Here is a 21,453-nt window from a genome sequence, read left to right as displayed (position 1 = left end):
CTACGCATGCGCACCCTCATCGCCGCCTGCCTGCTGGCCTTTACCTGCCATGCCGCCCACGCCGAGACCACGCCCATGGACACCCGCCTGCTCTATGCCGCCCAGCGCGGTGACGCCCCCGCCATCCGTCGCCTGCTCAAGGAACAGACGACCCTCGACAGCCGCGACAGCCAAGGGCGTACACCTCTGCTTGCCGCCACCCACGGCAACCACGTCGAGGCGGCCCGGGCGCTGATCGAGGCGGGGGCGGATGTGAACGCCAAGGACGCCATCCACGACAGCCCCTACCTGTATGCCGGTGCTCGCGGCCTGAACGAGATCCTGCAACTGACCCTGAGCCACGGCGCCGACCTCGCCAGCACCAACCGCTACGGCGGCACCGCGCTGATTCCAGCGGCCGAGCGTGGCCACGTGGAAACCGTGCAGATGCTGATCGATGCGGGGGTGGACGTGAACCACCTCAACCACCTGCATTGGACCGCGCTGCTGGAGGCGGTGATCCTGGGTGACGGCGGCCCGCGCCATGTCGAAATCGTCCGCCGGCTGCTGGCGGCCGGGGCGGACCCTGCGATTGCCGACAAGGACGGCGTGACCGCGCTGGAGCATGCGCGGGCGCGCGGGTATACAGAGATGGTAGCGTTGCTGGAGCGTTGATGATCCGCCGACCAGTGCCGGCAATGGGGTGCTTGCTTCGCGGCAACGCGTTCGCGCCCCCCCTACACCGCTTCGTATGGCAGGCCCACATAGTTCTCGGCAATGTTCACCAGGCCAGCATCGGACGACAGGAAGTACTCCCGGTCCGCCTCCTGCATCTTCTGGTCCCAGGCATCCTTGTGCTCGCCAAAATCATGCAGCAGTTGGGTCATGAACCAGCTGAAACGCTCGCCCTTCCACACCCGCCGCAGCGCCAGCTGTGAGTAGCGCTCCAGCAGGTCGGTGCGGCCTTCGCCATAGACCTTGACCAGGATGCGATACAGGTAGTTGACGTCCGAGGCTGCCAGATTCAGCCCCTTGGCCCCGGTCGGCGGCACGATGTGCGCCGCATCCCCCACCAGGAACAGATGCCCGTACTGCATCGGCTCGACCACCAGGCTGCGCAGCGGCGCGATGCTCTTTTCCAGCGCAGGTCCGGTCACCAGCCGTGCGGCGACATCCTCGGGCAACCGCGCCTTGAGCTCGCCCCAGAAGCGTTCGTCGGGCCAGTCCTCCACCCGTTCATCCAGCGGCACCTGCAGATAATATCGGCTGCGGGTGGTGGAACGCTGACTGCACAACACGAAACCACGATCATGATGGGCATAGATCAGCTCGTGGTTGACCGGTGGGGTATCGGCCAGCAAGCCCAGCCAACCAAAGGGATAGACCCGCTCGTACTGCTTGAGCACCCCCTGCGGAATGCTCTGGCGCGAAACGCCATGAAAACCGTCGCAGCCGGCGATGTAGTCGCACTCGACGCGGTGCGTGTGGCCGTCCTTCTCATAGGTCAGCCAGGGACGTTCGTCCTTGAGCCCATGCGGCTGCACGTTGCTTGCGCCATACACGATCGGCGCCCCGCTCTGCTTGCGGGCCTGCATGAGGTCGCGGGTGACTTCGGTCTGGCCGTACACCATCACTGTCTTGCCACCGGTCAGGGCCTTGAGGTCCAGGCGCTGACGACGCCCTGCCACCAGCAGTTCGACGCCTTCGTGCACCAGCCCCTCCCGCTCCATGCGCGCCGACACCCCGGCTTCGCGCAGCAGGTCGACGGTGCCCTGCTCCAGCACACCGGCCCGGATACGGCCAAGCACGTACTCAGGGGTCTGGCGCTCGAGAATGAGCGTGTCGATGCCCGCCTTGTGCAAAAGTTGACCGAGCAGCAGGCCTGAAGGGCCGGCGCCAATGATTGCAACCTGGGTTTTCATTGTTGTTGTCTCGCCTTGTCGATGCCGACCGGGTCACGGCCCGCATGCAGTTTTGGGGTTTGCCCCTGCATTTTTACTGGCGAAAACCACTGAAAAGTGTCATATCCCATTTAAAATCTGCACTTTTGCAAATCTTGTGCGATCAGCGGACAGGTATCCCTGCAATGAAATCCTCTCTTCCCGGCGTGCCGCTGTTCCAGTTGTATGGCGAGAACCACGCCTGGCCTGGCACCGATCTGTTGCACTGCGAATCGATCCCCGCACGCAGCCGTCTGCACCACTGGGAGATCAAGCCGCACCAGCATGCCGAACTGTTCCAGTTGCTCTACGTGCAGCGCGGGCACGCGCTGGTGGAAATCGAAGGCCGACGCAGCGAGATCCACAAGGCGGCGATCCAGGTGGTGCCACCGCTGACGGTACATGGCTTTCGTTTCAGTGCCGACATCCAGGGCCATGTGCTGACCTTCGGTACGGCGCTGGTGGCTGACCTCGAGCAACGCCTGGGTGCACCACTGGCGGTGTTGGCATCGGCGGCCTGCTACCCGCTGGGACGTGACCGCACGCACCTGCGCGGGCTGATCGACACCTTGCAGCAGGAATACCAGGGCAGCGCACCTGCACGAGCAGCGATGCTGCAAGCGCTGGTTACCGCCCTGATGGTGTGGATCAGCCGCCGCCAGCAACTGGGCCAGGCGCCGCGCAACCGCGACGAACGCGACCGCCACCTGCTCGGGCACTACCTGCGCCTGGTCGAAGCGCATTACCGCCAGCACCTGTCGGTCGACGAGTTCGCCGCACGCCTGGGCGTCACCAGCCTGCAGCTCAACCAGCTGTGCCGCGCACTGAGCGGGCAGACGGCGTTGCAGGTGATCCACCAGCGCCTGCTGCTCGAGGCGCGGCGCAACCTGACCTACACGCGCATGAGTATCGGCCAGTTGTCCGACAGCCTGGGTTTCAGCGATCCCACCTACTTCGCACGCTTCTTCAAACGCCTTAGCGGGCAAACACCCAACGCCTACCGACGCAGCGGCACGGTGCAATCATCTTGACGTATACGTCAACCTGCCTTTAGCTTACTCACATTCCACCCCCGAGCCCGAGCATGAGCAGCCAGACCTACAGCATCTCCGACCTGTCCCGCGAACTGGACATCACCACCCGCGCCATTCGCTTCTATGAGGAACAGGGCCTGTTGAGCCCCGAGCGTCGTGGGCTGGAGCGCATCTATTCGGCACGCGACAAGGTGACCCTGAAACTGATCCTGCGCGGCAAGCGCATCGGCTTCTCGCTGGCCGAATGCCGCGAGCTGATCGGCCTGTACGACCCCAGCGGCGGCAACCTCAAGCAGTTGCACAGCATGCTGGCCAAGATCGCCGAACGGCGCGCCCAGCTCGAACAGCAGATGCTCGACATCCAGCAGATGCACCTGGAGCTGGACACCGCCCAGGAGCGCTGCGAACAGGCGCTGGCCGCCACCCTGAACAATCACCGTTGATTCGCCACAGGAACCCTGCCATGTCATTGCCCGCACACGTGCGCCTGGTCGAAGTCGGCCCGCGCGACGGCTTGCAGAACGAAGCCCAGCCCATCAGCGTCGCCGACAAGGTACGGCTGGTGGACGACCTGACCGACGCCGGACTTTCCTATATCGAGGTCGGCAGTTTCGTCTCGCCGAAGTGGGTGCCGCAGATGGGTGGCTCGGCCGAGGTGTTCGCCGCCATCCGCCAGCGCGAAAGCGTGACCTACGCCGCCCTGGCGCCGAACCTGCGTGGTTTCGAGGATGCACTGGCGGCGGGGGTCAGGGAGGTGGCGGTGTTCGCTGCGGCGTCCGAGGCGTTCTCCCAGCGCAACATCAACTGCTCGATCAGCGAAAGCCTGCAGCGCTTCGAACCGATCATGGAAGCAGCGCGTACCCACGGCATCCGCGTGCGTGGCTATGTCTCCTGCGTGCTTGGCTGCCCCTACGAAGGCAAGGTCAGCGCCGAGCAGGTCGCCCCGGTCGCCCGCGCCCTGCACGACATGGGCTGCTATGAGGTGTCGCTGGGCGACACCATCGGCACCGGCACCGCCGGCGACACCCGACGCCTGTTCGAGGTGGTATCGGCCCAGGTGCCGCGCGAGCAGTTGGCCGGTCATTTCCACGACACCTACGGGCAGGCGCTGGCCAATGTCTATGCCAGCCTGCTCGAGGGCATCCATGTGTTCGACAGCTCCGTGGCCGGGCTCGGAGGCTGCCCCTATGCCAAGGGCGCCACCGGCAACGTCGCCACCGAGGACCTGGTCTACCTGCTGCAGGGCCTGGGCATCGAGACCGGCATCGACCTGGAGCGCCTGATCGCTGCCGGTCAGCGCATCAGCGACGTGCTGGGCCGCGCCAACGGTTCACGGGTGGCGAGGGCGCGCAACGCACGCTGAGCGCCACCGGCTGGGTGCAGGCCAGGTTTCAGGCATGCACCCAGCGCCGATGCAGACCACGGGCCAGGGCGTCGAGCATGAAGCCCAGCACGCCGATCAGCAGCACCATCGCCATCAGTTCCGAATAGGCCAGCCGATCGCGGGTATCGAGGATGAAATATCCCAGCCCCGCACTCACACCGAGCATCTCGCACGGCACCAGCACGATCCACAGGATGCCGATCGCCAGGCGCACGCCGGTCAGGACATGGCCGATCACCCCGGGGATGATCACCTTGCACAGGGTTTCCCAGCGCGTGGCGCTCAAGCTGCGCGACAACTGCAACCAGCGTGGGTCGAGCTGCCGCACACCGGCGGCGGTATTGAGCAGTATCGGCCACAGCGCGGCGAACGCCAGCAGGAAATAGATCGGCTGGTCGCCCACGCCCATAAGCATCACCACCACCGGCATCCACGACAGCGGCGAAATCATCCGCAGGAACTGGAACGCCGGCGTGGTCGCGGCCTCCAGGTGCCGGTAGCTGCCCACCAGCAAGCCCAGCGGCACACCGATCAGCAGCGCCAGCAGCAGGCCGATCAGGATGCGCTTGAGGCTCACCCAGACATGCCCGTAGACCTCGCCATGGCCGAGCAGCTCGACCAGGCTCTGCAGCGTCGCCTGGGGCGAGAAGCGCGCCGACAGGCCATCGGCCTCGCCGAACAGCGCCACGCCCAGCCACCACAACAGCAACAGCGCCGCCAGCCCGGCAAGGCCCAGGGCGCCATGTACGACATGCTTGCGCATCAGACCGCGAACTCCTCGCTACGCTCGTAGTTGTCGGCGATGCCGAACACCGACGGGCCGCCTACGGCCGCGATGGCATTGCGCACGAAGCGCTCGTCCACCAGGTCACGCGCGGTCTGCGCCGGATCCAGCCCGGCAAGGAAGCCGCTCTCCCCCTCGATCAGGGTGTTCTTCAGGCGCTTGACCAGTTCCTCGGTGTAGCTGGGGAACGGGTACGGCTGGAAGTCGATGCGCTTCTCGTCCCACTGCTGATGCTGGATCGCGCCACTGGCGATGTAGGCGGCGCGGTCTTCGGCCGAGGGCGCCAGGACCTTGGTCAGCACTGCCGGCTCGTGCGGGGTGTACTTGTTGGGCCCGGCCTTGGACAGCAGCGCGGCAGCCTCGGCACGGTGCTCGCGAGTCCACTGCTGGGCCTTGACGATGGCATTGACCACCTTCTGCGACCACTCGGGGCGATTGTTAAGGTCGTGCTCGTGCATGAACACCACGCAGCACGCATGGTTGCGCCAGACATCGCCGGTGAAGCGCTGCACGCGGCCGACCTTGAGGTTCTCGGCCAGGGCATTGAAGGGTTCGGCGACGATGTAACCTGCGATGCGCTTGCTGGCCAGCGCAGGTGGCATGTCCGAAGGCGGCAGTACCAGCAGGTTGACTTCGTTGGCCGCCAGTTGCGCGTTGGCAGGCTTGGACACAGGCTTCAGGCCGTTGTCGCCGAGCATCTGCTGCAGCACCACGTTGTGGATCGAGTACCAGAACGGAATGGCCACGGTCTTGCCACCGAGCTGTTTCATGTCGGTGATGTCCGGTGCCACGGTCAGGCCCGAGCCGCCGACGTGGTTCCAGGCCACGACCTTGGCCGGCACCTTGCTGCCATAGCGCGCCCAGACGGTCATCGGCGACAGCAGGTGGATCACGTTGACCTGCCCGGAGATGAACGCCTCGATCACCTGCGCCCAGCTGCGCAGCAGCACCGGACGCTCGGCCTTGATGCCCTCGGCCTCGAAAAGGCCATTGTTGTGCGCCACCAGCAGCGGCGTGGCGTCGGTGATCGGCAGGTAGCCGATGCGCACCGGCGCGTCCGGCTCGGCGGCCGCGCGCGCCTGCAGGCTCGACAGCATCGGCAGGGCGCCGGCTGCGGTGAGCATGGCGCTGAGCTTGATGAAATCGCGACGCGAAGTGGAAGAGCAGCAATCATCCATGCACATGGGCAGGCTCCGACGACAAGGGGGTGGAAGACGTTGAGGTGGGGCGGCTCGCCTGCCGTAGGGTTTTGAGGATCTCGATACGCAGCGCACCCAGTTCCTCGACCCGCTGCGCACGCGGCTGCGGCAGGTCGATGTGCCATTGGCCGAGGGTGCGCGCCGGGTGATTGCCCAGTAGCAGCACGCGATCGGACAGCAGCAGGGCTTCGTCGATATCGTGGGTGATCAGCACCGCCGCGGTGTTGTGGGTGGCGATCAGTTGCAGCAGCAGTTGCTGCATGTCGGCGCGGGTCACTTCATCGAGCGCGCCGAACGGCTCGTCCAGCAGCAGCACCTGCGGCTGGCGCGCCAGGCAACGGGCCAGTGCGGTGCGCTGGGCCATGCCGCCCGACAGTTGCGCCGGATACTGGCTGCGCGCATGGCTCAGGCCCACCGCCTCGATGGCATGGTCGATCCGCGCACGACGCTCGGCCGTGGCCAGCTTCGGCTGACGGGCAAAGTCCAGGCCGAAGGCAACGTTCTTTTCAAGGCTCAGCCACGGCAGCAGGCTGGGGTCCTGGAAGGCCACCGCCAGGCGTGGATGCGGCCCCTGCAGCGCCTCGCCGTGCAGCGACACACTGCCACCACCAGGCTGCTGCAGGCCGGCCAGCACCCGCAGCAGGCTGGACTTGCCGACTCCGCTGGGGCCGAGGATGGTCACCACTTCGCCCGGCGACAGCTCGAGGTCGAAGTGTTCCAGCACCGCCTGCCAGCCGCCGTCGCGGGGGTAGCCCAGGCTGATGGCGCGGGCTTGCAGCAACACGTCGGTCATACACTCGCCGCCTGGCGTTGCAGTTCGGCGCGCAGTTGCACCAGGCTGGGGGTGACGATCGGCACGAACGCCGACTCGCGCCAGCGACGGGCGAAGCCTTCGCCGTAGGTGGTGAGATAGGCCTTGCCACCGCTGGCCTGCAGCTCCATCTGCACGGCATCGGCAGCGCTTTCGGCCAGGGTGATGCGCAGCTTGAACAGCGCCGCAGGCTGCTTGAGGAAGCGGCCGTCGAGCAGGCCCTGCTTGAGCTCGCCGACGGTGTTCTCCAGGCGCTCGCGCAGCACCTGCTCGGCTTCGACGAGGAACGAACCACGCCCCTGCAGATGCTCGCGCGCTTCATCCAGGGCGCGGCGGGTCAGGCCGATGGACATGCCGCACTGCAGCGCCAGGAACGCCGGACGGACCCGGGGCAGGAAATCGCGGGCGTTCTCGTGCAGCAGCCAGCTGCGGTCCAGCGCCACGTCGTGGAACGCCAGGGCCGCGGTGCTGCTCGATTGCAGGCCCATCAGTTGCAGGTCGTCGGAGCGCTCCAGGCCCTTGGCGTCGGACGGGATCGCCAGCACGAAAGGCGCCTGCCCTGCCTCGGCCTCGATGGCTGCCGCCACCACGAAACCGCTCTGGCGCAGGTTGGTCACCCAGTGCAGGCGACCATCGAGGGCCCAGCCATCACCCTGCCCGCGCGCCTGCACTTGCAGGGCCTCGATGCCGGAGAGGAATTTCATGGCGTTGGACAGGCCCGTGGCGCCAGCCAGCTCGCCGGTCAGCAGATCCGGCAGCAAGCGTTCGCGCAGCGCCTGGTTGGGGCTGTGCAACAGGTATTCGATGAAAGCACGCTGCCCCCAGCAGACGAACGCCGAGGCCAGCGAGCGGCTGGCGATGGCGGCGATGGCCTCCACCGCATCGGTGACGTCACCGCCCGAGCCACCGAGCGCCGGCTCGACGCCGACCCGCAGCAGCTGCGATTCGGCGATATGGGCCAGCACCAGGTGCGGGTCGCACTGGCCCTGGTCGATTGCCTCGGCATTGGCATCCAGCCATTGTCGAAATGCGGAATCAAGCATGTCCCTACTCCTTTGAAAACGCCGGCGCACCGGCACCAGGCGCGTATTACGCCGAAGGCTGCCAGCGGTACTTGCTCAGCTCGTCGTTGAGCGGCGTCTGGGCGAACACATTAGCAAAGTTGCACAGGGTTGCGAGACTCACGCCCAGAATCACTTCCAGGGCATTGCCTTCGGTGAAGCCTGCCTCGCGGAATGCCTGGTAGGTGGCATCGCTGACATTGCCACGGGTGGCGATGACTTCGCGGGCGAACTCGGCCAGGGTTTCGTAGCGTGCATCGGGCAGTTCGCCCCGGGCACGCAGGGCATCGACCACTTCCTGAGGCAGCTTGGCCTTGTTCAGCGCCACGGCGGTGTGGCCGGCCACGCAGAAGTCGCAGCCGTGCTTGGTGGCGGCAATCAGTTGCACCACTTCACGCTCGGCCAGGGTCAGCTCGGACTTGCCGTTGAGCGCCGAAACCGTGACGTAGGTTTCCAGGGCCGCCGGGGCGTTGGCCAGGATACCCAGCAGGTTGGGGATGAAGCCTGAGTTCTTCTGGGCATTCTCGAGGAAGGGACGGGCAGCTTCCGGGGCGCTCTGCAGGGTGTGTAGAGTAATGCGCGAGGACATGGAGTAGTCTCCTTTGATGTGTGTCTGTACAGTCTGTTGGTTATAAGAAGTAGCATCCATATTCATCAGTCGCCTTTCCTTGCTCCTGAGTCTTTGCATTAGATGATTTCGTCTTGCCATCTCGTCGATTGGTTATTAGAGGGCCTGGAGCTCGACGCCAGCCTCTTCCATGTCGGCCGCTACTGCGGCGGCTGGCATGCGAGCACCCAGGGCATGGGCCGCGCCAGCTTCCACCTGGTGGTCCAGGGACACTGCTGGCTGCACATCGACGGGCAAGCGGAGCCGATCCGGCTCGACAGCGGCGATGCCGTGTTCCTGCTGCGCGACCTCGCGTACCGGCTGTCCAGCGACGCCGATCCGCTCGATGCCTGCGCCCAGCCGCGGCGCAACATGCAGGCGCTGGACCTCGACGCCGGCGATGGCGTGGGCCTGGTGTGCGGGTTCTTCGAGTTCCAGACCGGGCTGTCGTCGCTGATCGTCGAAGGGCTGGCCGACTGGATCCTGCTGCGCGCCGAAGACCCGGCTGGCAGCGCCGCGCGCTCGCTGTTCGAACTGATCCTCGAGGAATGCCGCCGCCCGCCGGCACCGTCACAAACGCTGCTCGAACGCCTGACCCACCTGCTGTTCCTCTATGTGCTGCGCCAGCAGGCACAGGGCGGGCAGTCGCTCGGCGGGCTGATCGCCCTCGCCCGCCAGCCGGCGTTTGCCGGCCTGCTCGAACGCCTGATCGAAGACCCCGGCCAGGCCTGGACCCTGGAGAGCATGGCCGCCTGCACCGGCCTGTCGCGTTCGGCGTTCTTCAAGCGTTTCAACGAGTTGGCGGGCCAATCTCCAGGCCAGGTGCTGCTGGCCCTGCGCATGCGCCATGCCTGCCAACTACTGCGCGCGGGCAATACCGTGGAGCAGGTCGGCGCCCAAGCGGGCTACCAGTCCGTCGCCGCCTTCACCCGCGCGTTCGCCAAGGCGGTCGGCGTGCAGCCCGGGGCCTACCGCAAACAGCACGAACTCAAGGGCTGATCCCGACGTTCGGTGGCGCCGCGCATGCGACCATGGTCGAATGCATCATCCTCCACATACCATGAAGCTTCGCGACAGATAGCTTCTGATTCCTGCCTATTCACGCAAAAATCCGTATCTGGCCACTGCGACAATACGCCACCTCGAGAAATGTACTAACTTGTTAATTAGCTTGCTAAGGGCTTAGACTTCACGCATTCCACCTGCGAGATCCCTGGCATGAAAGACACTCCCCGCGCCTCTGGCGCCTCCACATTCCTCCTGGTCGGCCTGGGCGTGGTCATCGCCCTGCTCGGCCTGCTCCTGGCCGCAGGCGGCGTCAAGCTGGCCGGGCTGGGCGGCTCCTGGTACTTCCTGATCGGCGGCCTGGCCATGGCCGTGGCCGGCCTGCTCATCGCCCGCCGCAAGCCGGCTGGCGCCTGGCTGTACGCCGTGTTCCTGGTCGGCACGGCCATCTGGGCGCTGGCCGATGCGGGCCTGGTGTTCTGGCCGCTGTTCTCGCGGCTGTTCATGTTCGCCGCCATCGGCCTGGTGGTAGCGCTGGTCTATCCCCTGCTGGTACGCGCCAACGGCGGCAGCACCGGGCGCCGCGCCTACGCCCTGTCGGCCGTGCTGGCGGTGCTGCTGGTCGTGGCCGCAGGCAACATGTTCGTCGCCCACCCCAGCGTCGCGCCGACCGGCAAGGGTCCGGGCCTGACTGCCGTGGAGCCCGGCAAGGCGCAGAAGGACTGGGCGCACTACGGCAACACCGAAGGCGGCAGCCGCTTCGCCGCACTGGACCAGATCAACCGGGCCAACGTCGACACCCTCAAGGTGGCCTGGACCTATCACACCGGTGACGTGGCCATCAGCGACGGCAATGGCGCAGAAGACCAGCTCACCCCGCTGCAGGTCGGCGACAAGGTGTTCATCTGCACCCCGCACAACAACCTGATCGCGCTGGATGCCGACACCGGCAAGGAACTCTGGAAGAACGCCATCAATGCGCAGTCCAAGGTCTGGCAGCGCTGCCGCGGCCTGGCCTACTTCGACGCCACCGCGCCGATCGCCCAGCCGACCCGCCCGCACAGCTCGCCGATCACCGTGGCTGCGGTGCCTGCCGGCGCCAACTGCCAGCGTCGCCTGCTGACCAATACCATCGACGGACGCCTGATCGCCGTGGACGCCGACACCGGCGCTTTCTGCGAGGGCTTCGGCAACAACGGCCAGGTCGACCTCAAGGCCGGCCTCGGCGATGTCCCGGACTCCTACTACCAACTGTCCTCCGCCCCGCTGATGGCCGGCACCACCGTGGTGGTCGGCGGACGCGTCGCCGACAACGTCCAGACCGACATGCCTGGCGGCGTACTGCGTGGCTTCGACGTGATCACCGGGCAGATGCGCTGGGCCTTCGACCCGGGTAACCCGCAGGACCGCAGCGCCCCCGCCGAGGGCAGGAGCTACGTGCGCAGCACCCCCAACAGCTGGGCGCCGATGTCGTACGATCCGGCGATGAACACCGTGTTCCTGCCGATGGGTTCCTCCTCCACCGACATCTATGGCGTGGAGCGCAGCAAGCTCGACCACACCTATGGCGCCTCGGTGCTGGCCCTGGACGCCACCACCGGCAACCAGAAGTGGGTCTACCAGACCGTGCACAACGACCTCTGGGACTTCGACCTGCCGATGCAGCCGAGCCTGATCGACTTCACCAAGGATGACGGCAACACCGTGCCAGCGCTGGTGATCGGCACCAAGGCCGGGCAGATCTACGTGCTCGACCGCGCCACCGGCACGCCGCTGACCCAGGTCGATGAAGTGCCGGTCAAGCCGAGCAACATCCCCAACGAACCCTACTCCCCGACTCAGCCGAAATCTGTCGGCATGCCGCAGATCGGCGCGCAGACCCTGACCGAGGCGGACATGTGGGGCGCCACCCCGTACGACCAGTTGCTGTGCCGCATCGACTTCAAGAAGATGCGCTACGACGGCCTGTACACCGCGCCCGGCACCGATCTGTCGCTGAGCTTCCCGGGTTCGCTGGGCGGCATGAACTGGGGCAGCATCTCCACCGATCCGGTGCACGGTTTCATCTTCGTCAACGACATGCGCCTGGGCCTGTGGATCCAGATGATCCCTTCGCAGAACAGCGGCCAGGCCGCCTCCGGTGGCGAGGCGCTGAATACCGGCATGGGCGCGGTGCCGCTCAAGGGCACGCCATATGCGGTGAACAAGAACCGCTTCCTGTCGGTGGCCGGCATTCCCTGCCAGGCGCCACCGTTCGGCAGCCTGACCGCCATCGACATGAAGACCCGGCAGATCGCCTGGCAAGTACCGGTCGGCACCGTCGAAGACACCGGCCCCCTGGGCATCCGCATGCACCTGCCGATCAAGATCGGCCTGCCGACGCTGGGCGGCACCTTGTCGACCCAGGGCGGCCTGGTGTTCATCGCCGGCACCCAGGACTTCTACCTGCGCGCCTACGACAGCAGCAACGGCAACGAGATCTGGAAAGCCCGCCTGCCGGTCGGCAGCCAGGGCGGGCCGATGACCTACGTGTCGCCAAAGACTGGCAAGCAGTACGTGGTGATCACCGCCGGTGGCGCGCGGCAGTCGACCGATCGTGGCGACTACGTGATTTCGTACGCCCTGCCCTAGACCGCACCGCCCCTTCGCGGGCAAGCCCGCTCCCACAGGCCCTGGTGGGAGCGGGCTTGCCCGCGAAGGGGCCCTCAAAGACAACCCGAGACCCCGTAATGTCCCCCGCCATTCGCTTTACCCCGCTCCTCTTTGCACTGACCAGCACCGCGTCGTTCGCCGCCGACAACACCCTGACCGGCGACTGGGGCGGCCTGCGCCAGCAACTCGAAGAAGACGGCATCCACTTCACCGGCGACTACAGCGGCGAGACCGCCTACAACGCCCATGGCGGCCTGCACCGCTCGGCACGCTATTCGCAGAACCTCAAGCTCGGCGTGCAGTTCGACCTGTCGAGGCTGTATGGCCTGGACAACGCCGGCAAGGTCCAGCTCACGATCAACGACCGCCGCGGCAACAGCGCCTCCGAGGACCTGGTCGGCAACCGCCTGCCCATCCAGGAAAACTACGGCGGCCTCTATACCCGCCTCACCGAGCTGAGCTACGAGCGCAGCCTGTTCACCCCGGCCCTGAACCTCAAGCTCGGCTACATGGCCATGGGCAATGACCTTGGCGGGCTGGACAGCGGCATCCTGTGCAACTTCATGAACGCCGGATTCTGCGGCCACCCACTGAACATGTCCGGTGGCAGCGGCTGGACCAACTACCCCAACGCGCACCTCGGCGCCCGCGTCAAATACGATCTCTCGCCGTCCTGGCAACTGCGCGTGGCAGCGTTCAACGTCGACCCGCAGAGCAATGGCAACGCCAGCCGCGCCTGGCACCTGGGGCCCAGGCACAGCACCGGCACCGTGCTCCCGGTCGAGCTGGTGTACAAGCACCCGGGCGAACTGCCGGGCGAGTACAAGCTGGGCTATTACTACGACAGTTCCAACGCCAGACGCATCGGCAGCGACAAGGAGGTGGCAGGACGCGGCGGCCATTACCTGCTGGTCGACCAGGCACTGTGGAACGACCCATCCTCGACCGGCCGCAGCCTGCATGCGTTCGGCCAGTATTCGGCGTCGAGCAAGGCCGCCTCGCCGTTCACCCGCTGGTATGGCGCAGGCGTGGTGCTGTACAAACCTTTCGAGGGTCGCCCGCGCGACACCCTGGCGCTGGGCTATGGTCGCGCGGTGCCGAACCCACGCAGCCGCCAGGCGCTGGAAACGGCCGCCTTCGACGCCGGGCGTGAAATGCCCGGCCTCGACAGCGCCGAGCAGTTGATCGAGCTGAGCTACGGCTACCAGGCCACGCCGTGGCTGAACCTGCGCCCGGATCTGCAGTACATCATCGAGCCGGGCGCCTTCTCCGGCGAAGCGATCGACAACGCGCTGGTCGTGGGCCTGCAGGTCAAGGCGACCTTCTGACCGAGCACGGCCGCTGCAGGGCGCCGCACAATTCATGCAAGGCCGCTATGCAAGGCACATGGAAAGTGGCATATATCCTGGCACCCCTCCAGGAGAACCTCCCCATGCTCGGTGTAACCGACTACGGCGCCTTCGTCATCGCCTTCATCGTCCTGCTGGCCATCCCCGGCCCCGGCAATTTCGCCCTGATCACCGCCACCGGCAAGGGCGGTATCAAGGGCGGACTGGCGGCGACCCTCGGGGTGATTCTCGGCGACCAGGTGCTGATGTGGCTGGCCGTCGCCGGCGTCGCCACGCTGTTGGCCACCTACCCCACAGCCTTCCACGTGGTGCAGTGGGCCGGTGCGGCGTACCTGGCCTGGCTCGGCCTGCGCATGGTGCTGAGCAAACCCGGCGGCGCCCCGCGTGAAAGCCGCATGGACAGCGGCCACTACCTGCGCCAGACCATGATGATCACCCTGCTCAACCCCAAGGCGATCATGTTCTACATGGCCTTCTTCCCGCTGTTCATCGACCCGGCCCAGCACCAGGGTTTCATCACCTTCGCCTTCATGGCCGTGACGGTGGCCGGTCTGACCTTCCTCTACGGGTTGATCGCCGTGCTGCTGACCCAGCACCTGGCCGAACGCATGCGCGCCAACCCGCGGGTCTCCAAGCTGCTCGAGCGGTTGGCCGGCGCCTGCCTGGTCGGCTTCGGCATCAAGCTGGCGGCGATGCGCTGATACTCACGCGCCGCCCAGCAGGTCATGGGCATCGAGCAGGCGGAAGGCGACCTCGGGGTTGCGCTCCAGCCCCTTGCGGATCGCGGCGGGGATCGACTGGCGGGTCTTGCGGCACAGGCCCGGCTGGTCGTCCAGTTCGATGACGAAGCCGCGCATGGTGCGCACCTCGTTGTAACCCGGCGCGATGTGCACGCCGATGCCCAGTTGCGCCTGCAGAAGCGACTGCAGGTGCTGCAGGTCTTCCAGGCTCCTGAGGTTTTCCAGGCGTTCGAGCAGGCGCTTTTCCTCCTGGCGGGTCAGCAGGAGGATGCGCTGGGCCTGGGGCGGGTGCGCGTGCAACTGCTCGCGCCCGCAATCGCAGGCACCGGGAGGGCAAGGCTGGCGCAAGGCGGGTGTGCTGGACATGGGCCTAGCATAGCGTCTTCGAAGACCTTTGGATCTACCTCTGTTCCAGCGTGAGACCAGCCAGCGTGGACCTGGCATTTTTGTCAGTTGTGGCCATCCGGCGCGGCTCGATAGTGTGCAAATCCAAGCCACCCCAGGAGTGCGCACTAAATGGAATGCTCGATCGATGAACTATTTGCAAAGCCGACCCTTCCTGCCTTCAAAGTTGAATGCAAGCTAGTGCCGGTGCACGGTGACGAGGTTTACTGGAAGAATGAGATCGTCGAGCTGACGACCGTTCAGGCTTTCGATGAGTCGCAGCTGATGCTCAGCCACGTTTCCGACCCTGGATCGGACTCGAAGCTGTTGTGGTTCAAGATCGAGGACAGAGTGTTTGAAAAAGGCAGGATCGAGTTCGACGAAAGCAAAGACAATGTCGTATTTGCCGCAACGCCTGACCACAGTGCCTTGGTACCTGCAACAGGTCACCTTGAGATTTCACACTATAGCCCGGGCAAGTCCATGACCGCCGAGTTCGTTCTCGTGTTTCGTCGTGATCAGGTGCTCAATACGGTGACGGGCCGGTTGAACGTGAACATGCCGACTCGCCGTGTCATCGCTGACAACGTGCGGGTGTGAGCCATCAAAGGCTCACTCCCAAGGTCCGCCTGACCTGTTCTGCGCGGACATCGTCCGCCGCACTGACCAGGGCAAAGTTGTAGTCGCCGTGGGACCAGTAGCGCGCCTCGAGCTGCCCGTCGACGCGCTGTCCGCTGGGCATCTGCTCGTAGCGCCCGCCCGGCGAGCGCATGAACAGGCTGATGCGCTCGCCCTTGGCATCCTGGAACACCAGCAGCGCTGCCGGGCCGTCCTCGTTGGCCAGCAGGCGCGCACCGACCGGCTGGAAACCGTAGCCGCTGAGGTCCGGCACCTGGCCGACACGGTTGAAATGACGGCCCAGCCACGACTGCAACTGCGCAGGATCCCCGGCCTGCACATCAAGCGCGGTGGCATCGGCGAACAGCTTGTGCGCCTGCACGGCATCGGCCATCGGCAAATCGCCCGCAAGCATCGTCGATTCCCGCGCCTGCCAGCCACCGAGCCCACCCAACCCAAGCGCCAACAGCAGAACGGCAGCCGATGCGAAGCGCTGCTGGCGGCGCTGGCGCACGCGGCGGCGCAGATGGGCCAGTTCCAGTTGCGGGTTGTGTGGCATGTCGTTGAAACCGGCCAGCGCCGCCCGCAGGCGCCGGGCATCGCTGCGCCAGGCTTCTATGCGCGCGGCCTGCTGCGGATTGGCCGCCAGCCAGGCCTCGACCTCGGCGCGGCGCGCAGGCGCCAGCTGGTCGTCGACGTAGGCATGCAGCTCTTGCTCGGTGGGGATCAGGCGCGTCATTTCAGTCTCCGCAAGGCCGGGGACGATGGCTTGCCCTCGGTCAGTTCACGCAACGCGGCACGGGCACGCGACAGGCGCGACATCACCGTACCGATGGGAATATCCAGGGCCTGGGCGACCTCCTTGTAGCTCAACCCCTCCACGCTGACCAGCAACAACAGCGCACGCTGCTCGCTCGGCAGGCGGGCGAAGGCCTGCAGGTCGGCCTGGGCCAGCACGATGCTCTCGGTCTCGTAGCCCAGCGGTTCCTCGGCCTGCCCAGCGCGCCCGAACCAGTTCAGCCAGCGCGAATGCAGGCGGTCGCGGCGCTTGCCGTCGAGAAACAGCCGATAGAGGATGGTGAACAGCCAGGCGCGCCGGTTCTGCTCCTCGCGCTGCTGGGCGCTGCGGGTCAGGGCGCGCTCGACCGTGGCCTGGACCAGGTCGTCGGCGCTGCCGCTCTCGCGGGTCAGCCACAGGGCGAAGCGCCGCAGGCTCTGCAGCAGTTCGCGCCATTGTTGTTCATCCAGGTCATGCATGGTCAGGTCCCGGCCCCATGGGCTGTCAGTGTAATGGGCAGACGGGGCCTGGCGAAATCTATTCCCGTTGCGGGAATAAATATTTCGCCCCTGCGTCATACCGGCTCATTCACTGACCCGGAACGTCACCATGAACACTCCCCTGCAAGGCCCGGCCAAGGCCCTGCGTCTGGCGGCCATCGCCGCCACGGTCGCGGCGCTGGGTGCAGGCTTCGCCTACGCCGCCGGCTGGATCGGCACGCCCGCCCTGACGCCGCAGCGCATCATCGACACCTTCGAGGCCCAGGCCGGCCATCATCCGGGCTATCGCAAGAACCACGCCAAGGGCCTGTGCGTGAGCGGCTACTTCGAAAGCAGCGGCCAGGCACAGGTGCTGTCCAGCGCGCGGGTGTTCAGCCAGGCACGAGTGCCGGTGATCGGTCGCTTCGCCCTCGGCGGCGCCAATCCCTACGCCCCCGACGCCGGGGTGCCGACCCGCAGCCTGGCGGTGCAACTGAGCACCGACGATGGCCAAGTCTGGCGTACCGGCATGAACAACCCGCCGGTACTGCCAGTAAGCACCCCGCAGGGCTTCTACGACCTGGTGGTGGCCAGCGGCCCAAGCCCGGACACCGGCAAGCCCGACCCGGCCAAGCTGCAAGCCTTCTTCGCCGCCCACCCGGAAAGTGCGGCCTTCCGCCAGTGGGCGGCCAGCGCCAAGCCCAGCGACAGTTTCGCCAACACCGACTACAACAGCATCAATGCCTTTCGCCTGATCGACGCCAGCGGCAAGGCCCAGGCCGTACGCTGGCGCATGGTCGCGCAGACGCCGTTCGCCGCCCTGCCCGCCCAGGTCGAAGACAACCTGTACCTGCAACACGATCTGCAGCAGCGCTTGAGCCAGGCGCCACTGCGCTGGACCTTGCGCCTGACCCTGGCCGAGCCCGGCGATGCCATCGACGATCCGGCCAGCCAGTGGCCAGCGTCGCGGCGCAGCGTCGATGCCGGCACCCTGGTGATCGACCACGTCGATGCGCCCGAGCAAGGCGCCTGCCGCGACCTCAACTTCGACCCGCTGATCCTGCCCAAGGGTATCGAAGCGTCCGCCGACCCGATCCTGGCCGCACGCTCGGCCGCCTACTCGGAATCGTTCAACCGCCGCAGCCGTGAAAGCCTCGAAGCAGGAGCCCGCCCATGAAACCGTCCGCCTTCCACCCCCTGGCCCGCCTGGTGCACTGGCTCATGGCGCTGCTGATCCTGGCCATGCTGTTCATCGGCGTGAGCATGGTCGGCGACCTGTCGCCGCGCCACCCCTGGCTGGTAGAGCTGCACAAGGCCACCGGCCTGGCGCTGCTGGTACTGGTGGTGCTGCGCATCATCCTGCGCCTGACCCTGGCGCACCCGCCGCTGCCAGCCGACCTGCCACCGCTGCAGCGCTTCGCTGCGGGAGCATCGCACCTGGCGCTGTACGGGCTGATGCTGGCCATGCCACTGCTAGGCTGGGCGATGCTCTCGGCCGGTGGCTACCCGCGACCGTTGCAACTGCCGGCCATCATGCCCCACGACCTGCAGCTGTACGCCGTGCTGCGCCAGGCCCATGGCTGGGCGGGCTACCTGTTGTTCGTCACCGTCCTGGCGCACCTGGGTGCGGCGTTGTTCCATGCCTGGGTGCGCCGTGATGGCGTATTGCGTAGCATGTGGCCTGGGCCTCTGCGCCGCAGCGACTGACGCCTGGTTGCAGGCGGGAACGGGGTCGACAGATGTAAATAATTATTACTAACATTGACGCCTTTTCCGCCTGCCCATGGACGTTTCGATGACCACCGCGAAGGACACTGCCCTCCCCCTCACCCCGCTGGACCTGCGCCCGCTGCTGCTGGTGAACATGGCCTGCACCATGTCGATGATGGCCTTCGTCGCCCTGATCGGCCCCATCGCCCGCCTGCTGGGCATGGCCACCTGGCAGGCCGGGGCTGCCGTGACCGTGGCTGGCGTGGTCTGGGTCATCCTCGCCCGCCCCTGGGGGCGCGCCGCCGACCGCCTGGGCCGACGTCGCATCCTGCTGATGGGCAGTGCCGGCTTCACCGTTGCCTACTGGCTGTTGTGCCTGTTCATCGACGGTGCGCTGCGCTGGCTGCCGGGTGCCACCCTGGCCTTCGTCGGCCTGATGCTGACCCGCGGGCTGATCGGCGCCTTCTATGCGGCGCTGCCGGTGGGCGGCAACGCGCTGATCGCCGACCACGTCGAACCCGAGCGGCGGGCCCGGGCCATGGCCTCGCTCGGTGCAGCCAATGCCGTCGGCCTGGTGCTCGGCCCGGCCCTTGCCGCGCTGCTGGCGCGCTACAGCTTGAGCGCGCCGTTCTTCATCATGTCGCTGCTGCCGGCCGCCGCCTTTGTCGTGCTGCTGTTCAAGCTCAAGCCGCAGCCGCTGCCACACACCCATGCACCAAGCCCGGTGCGCCTGGGCGACCCGCGCCTGCGCCGGCCGCTGATCGTGGCCTTCAGCGCCATGCTCAGCGTGACCGTGTCGCAGATCACCGTGGGCTTCTTCGCCCTCGATCGCCTGCAACTGAACAGCGCCGACGCCGCGCAGACAGCGGGTATTGCCCTGACCGCAGTGGGTGTGGCCCTGATCGGCTCGCAGATCCTGTTGCGTCAGTTGCAATGGCCGCCGCTGAAGATGATCCGCGTCGGCGCCAGCATCAGTGCGCTGGGCTTTGCCGCCGGTGCCCTGGCCACCAGCGCGCCCGCCCTTTGGGCCTGCTTCTTCGTCGCCGCCGGCGGCATGGGCTTCGTCTTTCCGGCCTTCTCGGCGCTGGCCGCCAATGCCATGCATGCCAGCGAACAAGGCGCCACGGCGGGGTCGATCAGCGCCGCCCAGGGTATGGGGGCGGTGATCGGACCGCTGGCCGGGACGCTGGTCTACGCCGTTGATCCGCGCCTGCCGTTCCTCGCCGTGGCCGTGCTGTTGCTGCTGGTCGGGCTATGGCCTGCGCCTGCGGCCCAGCGCACCTGACAAGCACAGCGCTTTGCCGATCAGAGTGTGTTTTAATGCGCTGCCCATTATTTTTGACACCTCTGATCACTCACTTCTCAAGGCGGCTATGGACACGGGGACACGACTCAAACTGGTGCGTGAACGCAACAACCTCTCCCAACGGGAACTGGCCCGCCGCAGCGGCCTGACCAACTCGACGATCTCGCAGATCGAACAGAACCGCGTCAGTCCTTCGGTCAGCTCCCTGAAAAAGCTCCTTGAAGGCATTCCCATGAGCCTGGCCGAGTTCTTCAGCTTCGATGAGCCGGCGCGCGAAGAACGCTACGTGTTCCGCGGCGGCGAGCAGCCGGACCTGGGCCGCAACGGCCTGCGCATGTTGCTGGTCGGTGCCAGCGTTGAAGGCCGGCAGATGCGCATGCTGCGCGAGCTGTATGCACCCGGGGCCGACTCCGGCGAGCCGATCGTGCATGCCGAAGGCGAGGAATGTGGCCTGGTCACCCGTGGCACGGTCGAGTTGTGGGTCGATGGCCAGGTCAGCGTGCTCAACTCCGGCGACGGCTACTACATCCCCACCACCCTGCCGCACAGTTTCAAGAACATCGGCCCGGACGAAGCAGAAATCATCAGCGCCAACACCCCGGCCAACTTCTGAGCCCCATGTCCGCGCCTGGCAGCCGCGAGATCTACCAGTGCCTGCGTGACGCCGCCCTCGGCGTCCAGGCGCTGGAGGTGCGCGAGCGCCTGGGCGACGGGCGGGTGACCGTGCAGATCGCCCACTGGCAACTGACCCTGACCCTCGACGACGAGGGCCTCGCCCAGTGCTGCGAATGCCGTTCACCCGACGGGCGCCAGGCGGGGCGCAGCGACTGGCAGCGCTACGGCACCGACCCGGTCGAGCTGCTCAGCGGGTGGGAACGCGAGCAGCTCGAGCGCTTGCTAGGGTCTGCCTGAAATGTGTCTGCGCGAAGGCCAGACAAGGCGAAACGGGGGGAGGAAGCGGAGTGTACTGGAGTACATGAGCATTCCGAGCCCCGTTTCAACGCAGTATGGGCGAGTGCAGATACATTTCAGACAGAGCCTAGGCTAGTGCTTCTTCGATGAAGTCAAGACGATCCTGGCCGAAAAACATCTGCTCCCCGACAAAACAGGTCGGTGCGCCGAACACGCCCCGCGCCACCGCCTCCTGAGTCGACTGCTTGAGCCGCTCCTTGACCTCGGCATCCGCCGCCAGGGCGCGGAATGCCTGGGGATCGAAGCCGGCGTCCTGCAAGGTCCTGTCGAGTACTGCTGCGTCCGACAGATCGCGCTGCTGCGTCCAGAGCCCCTCGAACAGCGCCTTGAGCAAGGGTTCGAGGCGCTCGGGCTCGCGCATCTGCGTGCCGAGCACGCCGCGCATCAAGTTGAGGGTGTTGAGCGGAAAGCCCGGCGGCAGGCTGAACGGCACGTCATAGCGCGTCGCGAAACGCGTCAGGTCGGCGATCATGTAGCGCCCCTTGGCCGGAATCATCGCCGGCGACGCGTTGCCGGTGGCCTGGAACACCCCGCCCAGCAGCATCGGCCGCAGCTCCAGGGTGGCGCCGTGACGGGCGCACAGGGCGGGAAGCTGGGTCCAGGCCAGATAGCTGGCCGGGCTGCCCAGGTCAAAATAGAACTCGACACGCTTGCTCATGCG

The 21,453-nt window shown here is 66.4% G+C and carries 24 protein-coding genes; 14 read left to right on the top strand and 10 right to left on the bottom strand.

Translation table 11 applies throughout. The features are described from left to right. Positions 1-6: 6 nt before the first annotated feature. Positions 7-654 (top strand): ankyrin repeat domain-containing protein, encoded by a 648-nt coding sequence (locus tag AC1TXO_RS11110; protein WP_486406353.1) that lies wholly within the window; start codon positions 7-9, stop codon positions 652-654. Positions 655-716: 62 nt separating this feature from the next. Here the strand turns inward: AC1TXO_RS11110 and pobA are convergent, their stop codons facing one another. Then, positions 717-1,901, bottom strand: coding sequence for a 4-hydroxybenzoate 3-monooxygenase (pobA, locus tag AC1TXO_RS11105; RefSeq protein ID WP_486406352.1), 1,185 nt, complete (start codon positions 1,899-1,901; stop codon positions 717-719). A 164-nt stretch (positions 1,902-2,065) separates the two neighbouring features. On the opposite strand from pobA, the gene AC1TXO_RS11100 reads away from it, so the two are divergent. From AC1TXO_RS11100 to AC1TXO_RS11090, 3 genes are read left to right on the top strand one after another with little or no spacing between them, the layout of a single operon-like run. Beyond that, positions 2,066-2,950, top strand: a complete 885-nt coding sequence (locus AC1TXO_RS11100; protein WP_486406351.1) for a helix-turn-helix domain-containing protein — start codon at positions 2,066-2,068, stop codon at positions 2,948-2,950. Positions 2,951-3,003: 53 nt separating this feature from the next. Further along, positions 3,004-3,396 carry a MerR family transcriptional regulator gene (locus AC1TXO_RS11095; RefSeq protein WP_486406350.1) on the top strand — a complete coding sequence of 131 codons (393 nt, stop codon included), beginning with the start codon at positions 3,004-3,006 and terminating at the stop codon, positions 3,394-3,396. Positions 3,397-3,416: 20 nt separating this feature from the next. Next, positions 3,417-4,316 carry a hydroxymethylglutaryl-CoA lyase gene (locus AC1TXO_RS11090; RefSeq protein WP_486406349.1) on the top strand — a complete coding sequence of 300 codons (900 nt, stop codon included), beginning with the start codon at positions 3,417-3,419 and terminating at the stop codon, positions 4,314-4,316. 28 nt (positions 4,317-4,344) lie between these two features. Here AC1TXO_RS11090 and AC1TXO_RS11085 read toward each other — a convergent pair whose 3' ends face one another. Genes AC1TXO_RS11085 through AC1TXO_RS11065 form a run of 5 tightly spaced genes read right to left on the bottom strand, consistent with a single transcriptional unit; the run spans position 4,345 to position 8,781 of the window. Continuing rightward, positions 4,345-5,100: an ABC transporter permease gene (locus tag AC1TXO_RS11085; protein ID WP_486406348.1), complete on the bottom strand. Its 756-nt coding sequence runs from the start codon at positions 5,098-5,100 to the stop codon at positions 4,345-4,347. Beyond that, positions 5,100-6,305, bottom strand: coding sequence for an ABC transporter substrate-binding protein (locus AC1TXO_RS11080; protein WP_486406347.1), 1,206 nt, complete (start codon positions 6,303-6,305; stop codon positions 5,100-5,102). Before AC1TXO_RS11080 ends, AC1TXO_RS11085 begins: the two co-directional genes overlap by 1 nt. Then, the gene (locus tag AC1TXO_RS11075) at positions 6,292-7,113 is read right to left on the bottom strand and encodes an ABC transporter ATP-binding protein (protein ID WP_486406346.1); all 822 of its coding nucleotides are present in this window, start codon (positions 7,111-7,113) and stop codon (positions 6,292-6,294) included. The genes AC1TXO_RS11080 and AC1TXO_RS11075 overlap by 14 nt, the downstream gene beginning before the upstream one ends. Beyond that, the gene (locus tag AC1TXO_RS11070) at positions 7,110-8,174 is read right to left on the bottom strand and encodes an acyl-CoA dehydrogenase family protein (protein WP_486406345.1); all 1,065 of its coding nucleotides are present in this window, start codon (positions 8,172-8,174) and stop codon (positions 7,110-7,112) included. The genes AC1TXO_RS11075 and AC1TXO_RS11070 overlap by 4 nt, the downstream gene beginning before the upstream one ends. A gap of 46 nt (positions 8,175-8,220) precedes the next feature. Next, positions 8,221-8,781: a carboxymuconolactone decarboxylase family protein gene (locus AC1TXO_RS11065; RefSeq protein WP_486406344.1), complete on the bottom strand. Its 561-nt coding sequence runs from the start codon at positions 8,779-8,781 to the stop codon at positions 8,221-8,223. Between the two features lie 102 nt (positions 8,782-8,883). Here AC1TXO_RS11065 and AC1TXO_RS11060 point away from each other — a divergent pair, with 102 nt between their 5' ends. The 4 genes from AC1TXO_RS11060 (at position 8,884) to AC1TXO_RS11045 (ending at position 14,506) form a co-directional block, all read left to right on the top strand. Next, the gene (locus AC1TXO_RS11060) at positions 8,884-9,798 is read left to right on the top strand and encodes an AraC family transcriptional regulator (RefSeq protein WP_486406343.1); all 915 of its coding nucleotides are present in this window, start codon (positions 8,884-8,886) and stop codon (positions 9,796-9,798) included. 219 nt (positions 9,799-10,017) lie between these two features. After that, a complete protein-coding gene (locus AC1TXO_RS11055) occupies positions 10,018-12,435 on the top strand; it encodes a glucose/quinate/shikimate family membrane-bound PQQ-dependent dehydrogenase (protein WP_486406342.1) in 2,418 nt (805 codons plus the stop codon). Between the two features lie 98 nt (positions 12,436-12,533). Then, on the top strand, positions 12,534-13,784 hold the full coding sequence (locus AC1TXO_RS11050) for a carbohydrate porin (protein WP_486406341.1): 1,251 nt from the start codon (positions 12,534-12,536) through the stop codon (positions 13,782-13,784). A gap of 104 nt (positions 13,785-13,888) precedes the next feature. Next, a complete protein-coding gene (locus AC1TXO_RS11045) occupies positions 13,889-14,506 on the top strand; it encodes a LysE family transporter (protein WP_486406340.1) in 618 nt (205 codons plus the stop codon). A gap of 3 nt (positions 14,507-14,509) precedes the next feature. Here the strand turns inward: AC1TXO_RS11045 and AC1TXO_RS11040 are convergent, their stop codons facing one another. After that, entirely contained in the window at positions 14,510-14,911 is a 402-nt protein-coding gene (locus AC1TXO_RS11040; RefSeq protein WP_486406339.1) for a hypothetical protein, read from the bottom strand. A 150-nt stretch (positions 14,912-15,061) separates the two neighbouring features. Between AC1TXO_RS11040 and AC1TXO_RS11035 the strand changes: the two genes are divergently transcribed. Then, complete coding sequence (locus AC1TXO_RS11035) at positions 15,062-15,529, top strand: hypothetical protein (protein WP_486406338.1); 468 nt, start codon at positions 15,062-15,064, stop codon at positions 15,527-15,529. A gap of 4 nt (positions 15,530-15,533) precedes the next feature. On the opposite strand, the gene AC1TXO_RS11030 is transcribed toward AC1TXO_RS11035, so the two are convergent. Further along, positions 15,534-16,286, bottom strand: coding sequence for an anti-sigma factor family protein (locus AC1TXO_RS11030; protein ID WP_486406337.1), 753 nt, complete (start codon positions 16,284-16,286; stop codon positions 15,534-15,536). Continuing rightward, positions 16,283-16,804, bottom strand: a complete 522-nt coding sequence (locus AC1TXO_RS11025) for a sigma-70 family RNA polymerase sigma factor (RefSeq protein ID WP_486406336.1) — start codon at positions 16,802-16,804, stop codon at positions 16,283-16,285. Before AC1TXO_RS11025 ends, AC1TXO_RS11030 begins: the two co-directional genes overlap by 4 nt. Positions 16,805-16,934: 130 nt before the next feature. Between AC1TXO_RS11025 and AC1TXO_RS11020 the strand changes: the two genes are divergently transcribed. From AC1TXO_RS11020 to AC1TXO_RS11000, 5 genes are all read left to right on the top strand, one after another. Then, entirely contained in the window at positions 16,935-17,981 is a 1,047-nt protein-coding gene (locus AC1TXO_RS11020) for a catalase family peroxidase (RefSeq protein WP_486406335.1), read from the top strand. After that, on the top strand, positions 17,978-18,511 hold the full coding sequence (locus tag AC1TXO_RS11015; protein ID WP_486406334.1) for a cytochrome b: 534 nt from the start codon (positions 17,978-17,980) through the stop codon (positions 18,509-18,511). Before AC1TXO_RS11020 ends, AC1TXO_RS11015 begins: the two co-directional genes overlap by 4 nt. A gap of 88 nt (positions 18,512-18,599) precedes the next feature. After that, positions 18,600-19,799: an MFS transporter gene (locus AC1TXO_RS11010; protein WP_486406333.1), complete on the top strand. Its 1,200-nt coding sequence runs from the start codon at positions 18,600-18,602 to the stop codon at positions 19,797-19,799. 88 nt (positions 19,800-19,887) lie between these two features. Beyond that, positions 19,888-20,433 (top strand): cupin domain-containing protein, encoded by a 546-nt coding sequence (locus AC1TXO_RS11005; RefSeq protein WP_054890862.1) that lies wholly within the window; start codon positions 19,888-19,890, stop codon positions 20,431-20,433. A gap of 5 nt (positions 20,434-20,438) precedes the next feature. Beyond that, the gene (locus AC1TXO_RS11000; RefSeq protein ID WP_486406332.1) at positions 20,439-20,732 is read left to right on the top strand and encodes a DUF7693 family protein; all 294 of its coding nucleotides are present in this window, start codon (positions 20,439-20,441) and stop codon (positions 20,730-20,732) included. 127 nt (positions 20,733-20,859) lie between these two features. Here AC1TXO_RS11000 and AC1TXO_RS10995 read toward each other — a convergent pair whose 3' ends face one another. Then, positions 20,860-21,450 (bottom strand): 2-hydroxychromene-2-carboxylate isomerase, encoded by a 591-nt coding sequence (locus tag AC1TXO_RS10995; protein ID WP_486406331.1) that lies wholly within the window; start codon positions 21,448-21,450, stop codon positions 20,860-20,862. Positions 21,451-21,453: the final 3 nt, after the last annotated feature.

Source organism: Pseudomonas sp. FA117, assembly GCF_057370475.1.
This window is presented reverse-complemented; position numbering and strand designations above follow the sequence as displayed.

What these genes read in the sequence shown, in the direction of transcription:
- AC1TXO_RS11090 (WP_486406349.1), top strand. Translation starts at nt 3,417, where the DNA reads ATGTCATTGCCCGCACACGTGCGCCTGGTCGAAGTCGGCCCGCGCGAC.
- AC1TXO_RS11025 (WP_486406336.1), bottom strand. Translation starts at nt 16,804, where the DNA reads ATGCATGACCTGGATGAACAACAATGGCGCGAACTGCTGCAGAGCCTG.
- AC1TXO_RS11035 (WP_486406338.1), top strand. Translation starts at nt 15,062, where the DNA reads ATGGAATGCTCGATCGATGAACTATTTGCAAAGCCGACCCTTCCTGCC.
- AC1TXO_RS11010 (WP_486406333.1), top strand. Translation starts at nt 18,600, where the DNA reads ATGACCACCGCGAAGGACACTGCCCTCCCCCTCACCCCGCTGGACCTG.
- AC1TXO_RS11100 (WP_486406351.1), top strand. Translation starts at nt 2,066, where the DNA reads ATGAAATCCTCTCTTCCCGGCGTGCCGCTGTTCCAGTTGTATGGCGAG.
- AC1TXO_RS11050 (WP_486406341.1), top strand. Translation starts at nt 12,534, where the DNA reads ATGTCCCCCGCCATTCGCTTTACCCCGCTCCTCTTTGCACTGACCAGC.
- AC1TXO_RS11015 (WP_486406334.1), top strand. Translation starts at nt 17,978, where the DNA reads ATGAAACCGTCCGCCTTCCACCCCCTGGCCCGCCTGGTGCACTGGCTC.
- AC1TXO_RS11110 (WP_486406353.1), top strand. Translation starts at nt 7, where the DNA reads ATGCGCACCCTCATCGCCGCCTGCCTGCTGGCCTTTACCTGCCATGCC.
- AC1TXO_RS11070 (WP_486406345.1), bottom strand. Translation starts at nt 8,174, where the DNA reads ATGCTTGATTCCGCATTTCGACAATGGCTGGATGCCAATGCCGAGGCA.
- AC1TXO_RS11045 (WP_486406340.1), top strand. Translation starts at nt 13,889, where the DNA reads ATGCTCGGTGTAACCGACTACGGCGCCTTCGTCATCGCCTTCATCGTC.
- AC1TXO_RS10995 (WP_486406331.1), bottom strand. Translation starts at nt 21,450, where the DNA reads ATGAGCAAGCGTGTCGAGTTCTATTTTGACCTGGGCAGCCCGGCCAGC.
- pobA (WP_486406352.1), bottom strand. Translation starts at nt 1,901, where the DNA reads ATGAAAACCCAGGTTGCAATCATTGGCGCCGGCCCTTCAGGCCTGCTG.
- AC1TXO_RS11005 (WP_054890862.1), top strand. Translation starts at nt 19,888, where the DNA reads ATGGACACGGGGACACGACTCAAACTGGTGCGTGAACGCAACAACCTC.
- AC1TXO_RS11060 (WP_486406343.1), top strand. Translation starts at nt 8,884, where the DNA reads ATGATTTCGTCTTGCCATCTCGTCGATTGGTTATTAGAGGGCCTGGAG.
- AC1TXO_RS11095 (WP_486406350.1), top strand. Translation starts at nt 3,004, where the DNA reads ATGAGCAGCCAGACCTACAGCATCTCCGACCTGTCCCGCGAACTGGAC.
- AC1TXO_RS11030 (WP_486406337.1), bottom strand. Translation starts at nt 16,286, where the DNA reads ATGACGCGCCTGATCCCCACCGAGCAAGAGCTGCATGCCTACGTCGAC.
- AC1TXO_RS11080 (WP_486406347.1), bottom strand. Translation starts at nt 6,305, where the DNA reads ATGTGCATGGATGATTGCTGCTCTTCCACTTCGCGTCGCGATTTCATC.
- AC1TXO_RS11065 (WP_486406344.1), bottom strand. Translation starts at nt 8,781, where the DNA reads ATGTCCTCGCGCATTACTCTACACACCCTGCAGAGCGCCCCGGAAGCT.
- AC1TXO_RS11020 (WP_486406335.1), top strand. Translation starts at nt 16,935, where the DNA reads ATGAACACTCCCCTGCAAGGCCCGGCCAAGGCCCTGCGTCTGGCGGCC.
- AC1TXO_RS11085 (WP_486406348.1), bottom strand. Translation starts at nt 5,100, where the DNA reads ATGCGCAAGCATGTCGTACATGGCGCCCTGGGCCTTGCCGGGCTGGCG.
- AC1TXO_RS11055 (WP_486406342.1), top strand. Translation starts at nt 10,018, where the DNA reads ATGAAAGACACTCCCCGCGCCTCTGGCGCCTCCACATTCCTCCTGGTC.
- AC1TXO_RS11000 (WP_486406332.1), top strand. Translation starts at nt 20,439, where the DNA reads ATGTCCGCGCCTGGCAGCCGCGAGATCTACCAGTGCCTGCGTGACGCC.
- AC1TXO_RS11075 (WP_486406346.1), bottom strand. Translation starts at nt 7,113, where the DNA reads ATGACCGACGTGTTGCTGCAAGCCCGCGCCATCAGCCTGGGCTACCCC.
- AC1TXO_RS11040 (WP_486406339.1), bottom strand. Translation starts at nt 14,911, where the DNA reads ATGTCCAGCACACCCGCCTTGCGCCAGCCTTGCCCTCCCGGTGCCTGC.